Origin of the sequence: Kitasatospora sp. NPDC036755 (genome assembly GCF_040636595.1) — a bacterium.
Classification (GTDB): Bacteria; Actinomycetota; Actinomycetes; order Streptomycetales; family Streptomycetaceae; genus Kitasatospora.
In genome coordinates this window covers 36,913-45,488 of record NZ_JBEZUT010000026.1, presented here as the reverse complement: position 1 = coordinate 45,488, position 8,576 = coordinate 36,913, and the positions used below count along the sequence as shown (strand labels likewise).

Sequence of the window (8,576 nt, the reverse complement as noted above, 5' to 3'; positions counted from 1 at the left end):
GCGGGGGACCGACCACGTGCTGGGTGGTCAGCGTCCCGCCCATGACCAGCACGCGGCCGTCGCCGTCCAGCACCACGTACGGCACCGTCCAGGCGCAGTACGAGCGGAAGTCGGCGTTGCGCAGCCCGGCCCGGGCGAAGAGGGTGAGGTCGTAGGCGGAGGAGACCTGGCCGTCCATGTCGTAGCCGTCGGGGGAGACGACCTTGGTGTCGCGGGCCTGGAGGGTCCGGGCGCGCTCCTGCATCTCGGCGACGGTCCGCTGGATGCCGCCGTTCATGTGGGAGAGGACGTGGACGGCGTCGTTGCCGGAGCTGAGGAAGACGCCCCGCCAGAGGTCCTCGACCCGGTACGGCAGGTTCTCCTTGACGCCGACCAGGCTGCTGCCGGTGCCGAGACTGGCCAGCTCGGCCGTGGTGACCTTGTGCTCCAGCGCCCGGTCGAACTTGGGCAGCACGGTGTCGGCGAACAGCATCTTGAGGGTGCTGGCCGGCGGCAGCGGCAGGTGGGCGTCGCGGGCGGCGAGCACCTCGCCGGTGGCCGCGTCGGCGACCAGCCAGGAGCGGCCGGTCAGGTCGGCCGGCAGCGCGGGCGCCCCGGCCAGCGGCGCGAACTGGACGGACGGCAGGCCGAGCCGCGCCCCGCCGACGGCGGGGACGGAGTCCTGGGCGAGGGCCGACGGGGCGGCGACGGTGACCAGGAGGGCGGCGCAGGCCGAGGCGCGGGCGGCGGTGCGGGCGGCGGTGCGGACCGCGGTGGACGCCGCGGTGGAGGTCGCGGTCCCGGCGGCGGAAGACTTCGGCGGCACAGAGGTGGGGAACACACGGCGAACGTACCCGCGCCGCCGCCGGGCCGCCGGGCCTGCTGCTCCGTCCGGAGCCCTCCGGAGCCTTCCCGAGCTCTCCCGGACGGTGCCGTGCGGTACGGGAGGGACGGCCGACGACTTTGGTGGCGCCGGCCCGCACCGAAAGTCGGATGTCCGGCCGGCGGCGGGTTCCTAGGCTCGGTCGCATGAAGACCCTGCTCGGCTACCTCGGTTCCGTGTTGATCGTCGGCGGCGCCTCCGGCCTGCTGTCCACCTGGATCTCGGGCTTCCGGCTGTTCGGCTTCGTCCGGGTCCTGGTGCCGACGGGCCACGAGATCGCCGGCTACGCCGCCCTGGTGGTGCTCGGCGTCCTGCTCGCGCTCCCCGCCGCCCGGCGGGGTTAGAAGACATCTCATTTGGAGAGCCGGCGGAATCCGCTCAGCCAGGCCACGGTGCGCTCGACTATCCAGCGGTGGCGGCCGAGACGCTGGGAGGGCTCGATTCCTCGGCGGGCGATACGGGTCGGGATCTGCCTGCGGCGCAGGTAGGAGCGGATGAAGCGGTGGTCGTCGGCTTTGTCGGCGTGCAGGGGTGCACCGCGGCACCGAGAGGCGGTTGGCCCAGTCGAAGACGGTCATGGGACCGGTGACGTCGAGGGTTCCCATGTCGTCCGGCACGAGGAAGAGAGCGTTCCGGTTGTTCGTGGAAGGTCATGCAAGCCTCTTGCAGTGCCGAACACCAAGCTCAGCGGACGACAACAGCCCCGCGAGGCAATGGCTTCCGCGGCGACCTGGGCCGATCAGGACGGATATCCCACCCCTGAGGTCATCCGGCCCCTCGAACCTTCCGAACAAGCCGTGAGCGACGGAAAGCTGGGATTTGCCCAGGTTGCCCAGGTTGCCCAGGTTGCCCGGGGTGGCAGGGCTGCCCCCAGCTCCTTCCCGGCCCGGGACTCGGGCGGGGTTCCTCCGTCCGCGACGACCACGTAGCCGCCAAATACCCGTCAGGTCGGCCGGGACTTCACCGATTGACCGGCCGCCCAGGGAACATCTCCATCAACAACAATCAACAACAGCAGGGAACTTCAGTTGAAACCGACCATCCCTCGCCCTGCCCGAGTCCTTACCGCCGGACTCATCGCCGCCGGGTCCGTGATCTTTCCCGCCGCGCCCAGCGCCTTCGCCGCCGACACAAGCACTGTTCCCAGCTCGGCGACAGCCCCGGAGCCTCCTGAACGTTCCTCCGGCGGGAGCTCGACATTCGACGGAGCCCTGGCCGAGCCGGGCGCGACGACCACGTTCTACCGCGACACCCTCTGGCAGCTGACCCTCCCGGCCGGCTCCACCGTCCACACCACCCAGGAGGGCGGCATCCAGTTCGTCGACGCCCAAGGCACCGTCACCGCCCGGTACGCCCCCACATCCGTGACCGATACCTCGGGGACCCGCCACCCGATAACCTGGACCTTGAACGGCACCACGATCCACCAGCACGTCGACCTCACGGCCGGCTCCGTCCAGGGCCACCCCGACCCCGCGCTCAGCCCCCAGTCCCGCGGCTTCTGGGACTGCGTGGGCGAAACCGGCAAGGCCGGCATGGTCGGAGGCGCCGTCACCGGTTGCGTCGCCGGAGCGGAAACCGGATGTGCTCCCGGTGCGGCCGTCGGCGGCTTCGCCGGTGGACTGGGTGGCGTGGCCACCGGGCTCTTCAAGTGCTGACCGGCTCCCGCGCAAGGAGTGCCGCCTGATGGATGCTGACCCGAGCGAGCACCGAGATCGAACCGCCACGATCCTCGCAGTAACCCTCGCCTCCACCACATCAGCGGCCGTATCCCGCAGCCTCTCCGGCGGTCTCGGCCTTCTCCTGACCATCGCCATCGGCGCGGCGGTGGGCCTGCTGACGCGCTGGACACTGCACCAGGCTCGGCTTCGAGACCATCTTGACGGCGACGACCAGCACAGCTAGGAGCTGTCCGGCCCATCATGTGACTGTCGCATGGTCGGATCGTTGTCCTGCTGTATGGGGCGGGGTGAACGCGGCGATCTGTCGGACGCGGAGTGGGAGCGGTTGCGGCTGCTGCAGCAGGTCCAGGCCACGGCTGACGCGGCCGGGGAGATCGACTGGGACGTCTCGGTGGACTCCACCATTGTGCGCGCTCACCGGCACGCCGCCGACGCACGCACCGATCCGCCGCCGGCCCTCGCCAGTTCAATAGGGGACGAGATGGTGGAACACCAGGACGAGGCTCCGTGGCAGAGCCTCGTCGGTCGACTGGTGGAGGTGGTGCAGGAGGCGAGGGACTGGGGCGTAGTCACCCGTCCGCGGTGGCCCCCGCCGCGATGCCGTCGAGCAGGACGGCGAGTCCGGTGCGGAAGGCCTCGCGGTGGGTGTCCTGCGGGGCGCCGCCCCCGGTGCTCCGCAGGGCGACGAGCAGGGGGAAGCGCTGCGCGAAGTCCGGTGCCAGTTCGGCGAGTCGGGCGGAGCGGGTGGCCCACCAGTCCTCGTCGGAGACTCTGGTCGCGGCGGCCGCGCCGCGGGCGTCGGCGGTGGTGGCGGCCTGGCCGCGGATGAACTGCCAGAGCGCGGCGACCGCCCCGCGCAGTCGCGACGGTGCCAGGCCGGCCGGTCGCAGGGCGCGCAACAGGGCCTCCATCGCGGCGAGTTCGGCGGGGCCGAGGACGGGGCGGGCCTGCGAGACCTGGAGCACCCAGGGGTGGCGCAGGTAGCAGGCGTACAGGTCGTCGGCCCAGGCGGCGACGGCTTCCCGCCAGCCGTCGGCCGGGGCGGCGACCCCGGCGGCCTCGGTGACCCCAGCGCCCTCGGTGGCCCCGGCGGCCTCAATGGCGAGTTCGGCGAGCGCCCGGTCGTGCATCAGGTCGAGCAGTTCGGCCTTGCCGGGCACGTAGGTGTACAGCGCCATCGCGGTGCGGCCGAGCCGTTCGCCCACGGCGCGCATCGACAGCGCGGCCATGCCCTCGGCGTCGGCCACCGCGATTCCGGCGGACACGATCGCCTCCACGCTCAGGCCCGGCTTGGGGCCGCTGCGCCCGGCACGCGGCTCCTCGGGTGCGCCCCAGAGCAGGGCGAGTGAGCGGTGGGCGTCGCCCTGCCCGGCGTAGACGGTCATCCGGCATCTCCTTATGGCGTAAAGTATCGCTCCGACGGCAACTCTTTATGCCGTAAGCTTACCAATCGGAGGGGTTTCGCGATGACAATGCCCGTCACCTTCGTCGAGGTCGTCGAGGTCCACCGGATCACGCCGCGCACCGCCCGGATCACCTTCGCCGCCGAGGAGCTGCCCGACACCGTCGGCACCACCCCCGACCAGCAGCTCAAACTGTGCTTCCCGCGCCCCGGGCAGCGCGAGCCGCGGCTGCCGGCCCGGCAGGACGACCCCATGGGCTGGTACCGGGCCTACCTGGCGCTCCCCGAGGCCGAGCGCCCGCTGATGCGCAGCTTCACCCTGCGCGGCCGGCGCCCCGGCACCCGGCTGGTGGAGATCGACTTCGTGCTGCACGGCGACACCGGTCCGGCGGCCGCCTGGGCGCTGCGGGCCGCGCCGGGGGACCGGCTCGGGATGGTCGGCCCGTCCGCGCTGTACGCCCCGAAGGTGCCGTTCGCCGAGGCCGCGGCGGCCGCCGACTGGGTGCTGCTGGCCGGGGACGAGACCGCGCTGCCGGCGCTGGCGACGCTGGTCGGGGCGCTGCCCGAGGGGGTGCGGGCGTACGCGTGGATCGAGGTCGCCGACCGGACGGAGCGCCAGGACCTGGAGAGCCGCGCCGTGTTGGCGGTGGAGTGGCTGTACCGCGACGGCGCGGCCCCGGGCGCCCTGCTGGCCGGGGCGTTCCGGGACCGCGCACTGCCCGGGGGTGAGCCGTTCGTCTGGCTGGCGGGGGAGGCGGGGGCGGTCCGGGCCGTGCGCCGGCTCCTGGTGGAGCGGCACGGGGTGCCGAAGGCGGGCATCGACTTCACCGGCTACTGGCGGCACCGGCTGACCCAGGACGACGCGCCCACCGCCGAGGACCTGGCGGACGCCCGGGAGCGGTCGGCCGGGTACTGACCCGGGGGAACGGCCGGATCCGCCCAGGGCCGATCGGCTGAAAGATACGGATTCGGCCCGATTTCCTCCCGGAATTTTACTGATTGATGGTCAACTTTACTTTCTGATGGGGATTTACCCCCTTGTCGTGATCCTCTCAGGTGCGTTGGAATGCGTCAGCTATCCATGTGACGAGAGGATTTATATGATCGGCTGGCGGAAAACCCAGCTGGCGGCGGCCGTCACGGTCACCGCCGCGTCCATGGTCCTGAGCCTCGGGACCATCGCGAGCGCGGCCCCGGCCCCCGAACCGCAGAACGCCCGGGCGGCGTCCTCGGACGGGCCGCCGGTGCCGGTGATCGTCATCCTGAAGGACCAGGTCGCTGACGCCCCGGCCGACCACGGCCACCTCGGCGCCCGGCAGCAGAAGACCGCCGACGCCCAGGCGCCGCTGCTGAACAAGGTCAGGGCCGGCGGCGGCACCGATATCAAGAGCTTCGTGGTCGGCAACGCCTTCTCGGCCACGGTCAGCCCCGCGCTGCGCGACCGGCTCCAGGCCGACCCGGCCGTCGCCAGTGTGGTCGCGGACGCCCAGGTGAAGGTCGCCCCGGTGGCCGCCGCCAAGGCGAAGGCCGCCCAGGACGCCGCCGGTGCCAAGGCACCCAAGGCCGACGCCGCTCCGCAGGCCGTTTCGGGCAGCAACGGCCAGGCGGCGGAGGAGAACGCGACCAACACGGTCTGCCCCTCCGACCCGGGCAAGCCGCTGCTGGAGCCCGAGGGCCTGTACTCGACCCGGGCCGTGACCGGCAACGGCAAGCCCGGCGTGGAGGACCTGGCCACCGGCAAGGGCGTCAAGGTCGCCTACATCGCGGACGGTCTCGACCCGAACAACCCGGACTTCATCCGGGCCGACGGCTCCCACGCCGTGGTCGACTACCAGGACTTCGCGGGCGACGGCTGGGACGCGCCGACCGGCGCGGCGGAGGCCTTCGGCGACGCCTCGGCGGTCATCGCCCAGGGCCGCCAGGTCTACGACGTCTCCGAGTTCGTCAACTCCTCGCACCCGCTCCCGGCCGGCTGCAACATCCGCATCCGCGGCCTCGCCCCGGACGCCGACCTGGTCGCGCTGAAGGCCGGCGGCGAGATGATGTCCAACTCCTCGATCCTGCAGTCGATCGACTACGCGGTGCGGGTCGCCCACGTCGACGTGCTGAACGAGTCCTTCGGCGGCAACGTCACCCCGGACAGCGGCGCGCACGACACCATCTCGCTCTTCAACGAGCAGGCCGTCAAGGCCGGTGTCACCGTCGCGGTCTCCACCGGCGACGCCGGGATCAGCGGCACCATCGGCACCCCGGCCACGGACCCGTCCGTGATCGCGGTCGGCGCCTCGACCGACAACCAGAACTACCAGCAGACCGGTTACGCGGCCTCCCAGTTCTCCAACAAGACCTGGAGCGACAACCGGATCTCCGCGCTCTCCTCGGGCGGCTTCACCCAGGCCGGCCGGACCGTCGACCTGGTCGCGCCGGGCGAGTCGGACTGGGCGCTGTGCACCCCCGACACCGCCAAGTACACCGACTGCACCGGCTACAACGGCCGGCCCTCGCCGATCCAGCCGTTCGGCGGCACCAGCCAGGCGGCCCCGTTCGTCACCGGCGCCGCGGCCCTGGTCATCCAGGCCTACCGCGACACCCACGGCGGCGACTCGCCGTCCCCGGCACTGGTGAAGAAGTTCCTCACCGGCACCGCCGGCGACCTCGGCCTGCCGGCCGAGGAGCAGGGCGCCGGCCTGCTGAACGTCCGCGCCGCCGTCGAGGCCGCCCGCGGCTACGACGACGGTGACGGCACCGACGGCGCGAGGACCGTCGTGGTCGACACCGGCCAGGTCGACATCGCCGGGGCTCCCGGCTCGACCCGCACCACGGACGTGTCCGTCACCAACACCAGTGACACCACCCAGACGGTGAGCGCCTCGACCCGTAAGTTCGCCCCGCAGTCGGGCGACCAGCAGACCGTCCAGCTCGACCCGACCTCCAAGGACACCTTCAAGTACGCGACCAACGGCGCGGACTGGGTGCAGAAGCAGGTCAAGTTCACCGTCCCGGCCGGCGCCGACCGGCTGGCGGCCTCGATCGCCTGGCAGGGCGCCTCCAGCCCGGTCGCCAACGGGCCGGTGGTTCGGATGACGCTGCTCGACCCCTCGGGCCGCTTCGAGACCAACACCCGTCCGCAGGGCGGCGCCACTCCGGCGAACTTCGGCCTGGTGGACGTCCCGCACCCGGTGGCCGGCGAGTGGACCGCGATCCTCTACACCCCGGCGGGCAAGGCCGGTTACAGCGGCGCCGTCCAGCTGGGCACCGCCACCGAGCGCGCGGTGCCGGCCGGCGCCGTGAGCCCGAGCACCACCGACCTCGCGCCGGGCCAGACCAAGACCCTCAAGGTCCAGCTCACCACCCCGGCCACCAGCGGCGACTCCAGCGAGGCCGTCCTGGTGTCGGGCTCCGACGGCCGCACCACCAGCGTCCCGGTGGTGCTGCGCAGCCTCGTCCCGGTCAGCCAGGGCAAGGGCGCCTTCACCGGCACCATCACCGGCGGCAACGCCCGCAACGTCTCGCCGACGCAGAGCTTCTCGTACGCCTTCGACGTCCCCAAGGGCCAGCGGGACCTGCGGGTCGGCGTGACCGTCGCCAAGGACCCGAAGCTGCTCATGCAGGGCGCGCTGATCAGCCCGAACGGCACCCCGGTCGACATCGAGGGCAACGGGCAGTTCGACGCCCAGGGCAACCTGTCCGGCACCGGCAACGGCGTCTCGGCCACCGCCGTCAACCCGGCCGCGGGCCGCTGGCGGTTCGTCCTGAACGTGCTCGGCCCGGTCAGCGGCCAGGAGCTCGCCCAGGACTTCGCCGGCACCGTCGCGTTCAACCAGAACCAGGCCACCGCGGCCGGTCTGCCGAACGACGCGCACACCAGGCTGGCGGCCGGCAAGCCGGTCACCGTCCAGGTGAACTACACCAACAACACGGTGGCGACCCAGCGGATCGCCGCCGACGGCCGGCTGGACCGCCGGGCGGACCTCCCGCTGGTGCCGCAGGGCGCCTCGGCGACCGTCAGCCTGCCGCTGAGCCTCAGCTCCGCGGTGCCGTCCTTCCTGGTGCCGCCGGGCACCGACCGGCTCAAGGCCGTGGCGGCGTCCTCGACGCCGGCGCAGATCGAGCTGAGCGCCACCACCGGCTCGCCGGACCTCTTCGGCGACCTGAAGAAGGCCCAGGACGGCTCGACCGTCTCGGTCGTGACCGACAACGGCACCGCCGAGCAGCCGGTCGTCCCCGGTACCTGGGGCACCTTCGTCCAGCAGATCGGCCCGTTCGGCAACGGCGGCGCGCCGACCGGCACCTCCACCATCACGGCCACCGCGCACACCCAGGCCTTCGATCCGGCACTGACCTCCAGCACCGGTGACCCGTACGCCGCCTCGGTGGACGCCTCGGCTGCGGCCGCCACCCCGGTGACCGTCGCCCCCGGCGCCACCGGCTCGCTCCAGGTGACGCTGACCCCGACCGGCCCGAAGGGCAGCACCGTCAAGGGCGTGCTGTACCTGGTGTCCGGCCCGACCGGCGTGGCCACCGCCAACAACGCCCTGAACACCACCGGTTCGGTGCTCGCGGCGATCCCCTACAGCTACACGGTGAACTGACCCACGAGCGGTTCGCTCCAGGCACAGGACGCGCCCGA

Annotated in this window: 6 protein-coding genes and 3 pseudogenes; 6 read left to right on the top strand and 3 right to left on the bottom strand. The window is 72.4% G+C overall.

Features of this window, described 5'->3' with window-relative positions; all coding sequences use genetic code 11:
- Window positions 1–697: pseudogene (locus AB0E96_RS06515) on the bottom strand (hypothetical protein); the annotation flags it as partial.
- Window positions 698–1,008: 311 nt separating this feature from the next.
- On the opposite strand from AB0E96_RS06515, the gene AB0E96_RS06510 reads away from it, so the two are divergent.
- Entirely contained in the window at window positions 1,009–1,206 is a 198-nt protein-coding gene (locus AB0E96_RS06510) for a hypothetical protein (RefSeq protein WP_359819328.1), read from the top strand.
- Between the two features lie 14 nt (window positions 1,207–1,220).
- Here AB0E96_RS06510 and AB0E96_RS06505 read toward each other — a convergent pair.
- A pseudogene (locus AB0E96_RS06505) lies at window positions 1,221–1,391 on the bottom strand (IS5/IS1182 family transposase); the annotation flags it as partial.
- A gap of 562 nt (window positions 1,392–1,953) precedes the next feature.
- Here AB0E96_RS06505 and AB0E96_RS06500 point away from each other — a divergent pair.
- The 3 genes and pseudogenes from AB0E96_RS06500 to AB0E96_RS06490 all read left to right on the top strand — a co-directional run.
- Entirely contained in the window at window positions 1,954–2,520 is a 567-nt protein-coding gene (locus AB0E96_RS06500; protein ID WP_359819327.1) for a hypothetical protein, read from the top strand.
- A 28-nt stretch (window positions 2,521–2,548) separates the two neighbouring features.
- Entirely contained in the window at window positions 2,549–2,767 is a 219-nt protein-coding gene (locus tag AB0E96_RS06495; protein WP_359819324.1) for a hypothetical protein, read from the top strand.
- Window positions 2,768–2,872: 105 nt separating this feature from the next.
- Window positions 2,873–2,983, top strand: a pseudogene (locus AB0E96_RS06490) (transposase); the annotation flags it as partial.
- A gap of 130 nt (window positions 2,984–3,113) precedes the next feature.
- Here the strand turns inward: AB0E96_RS06490 and AB0E96_RS06485 are convergent.
- Window positions 3,114–3,929, bottom strand: a complete 816-nt coding sequence (locus AB0E96_RS06485; protein ID WP_359819322.1) for a TetR/AcrR family transcriptional regulator C-terminal domain-containing protein — start codon at window positions 3,927–3,929, stop codon at window positions 3,114–3,116.
- Between the two features lie 81 nt (window positions 3,930–4,010).
- Between AB0E96_RS06485 and AB0E96_RS06480 the strand changes: the two genes are divergently transcribed.
- Window positions 4,011–4,862, top strand: a complete 852-nt coding sequence (locus tag AB0E96_RS06480) for a siderophore-interacting protein (protein ID WP_359819319.1) — start codon at window positions 4,011–4,013, stop codon at window positions 4,860–4,862.
- Between the two features lie 184 nt (window positions 4,863–5,046).
- Window positions 5,047–8,538, top strand: coding sequence for a S8 family serine peptidase (locus AB0E96_RS06475; RefSeq protein ID WP_359819316.1), 3,492 nt, complete (start codon window positions 5,047–5,049; stop codon window positions 8,536–8,538).
- Window positions 8,539–8,576: the final 38 nt, after the last annotated feature.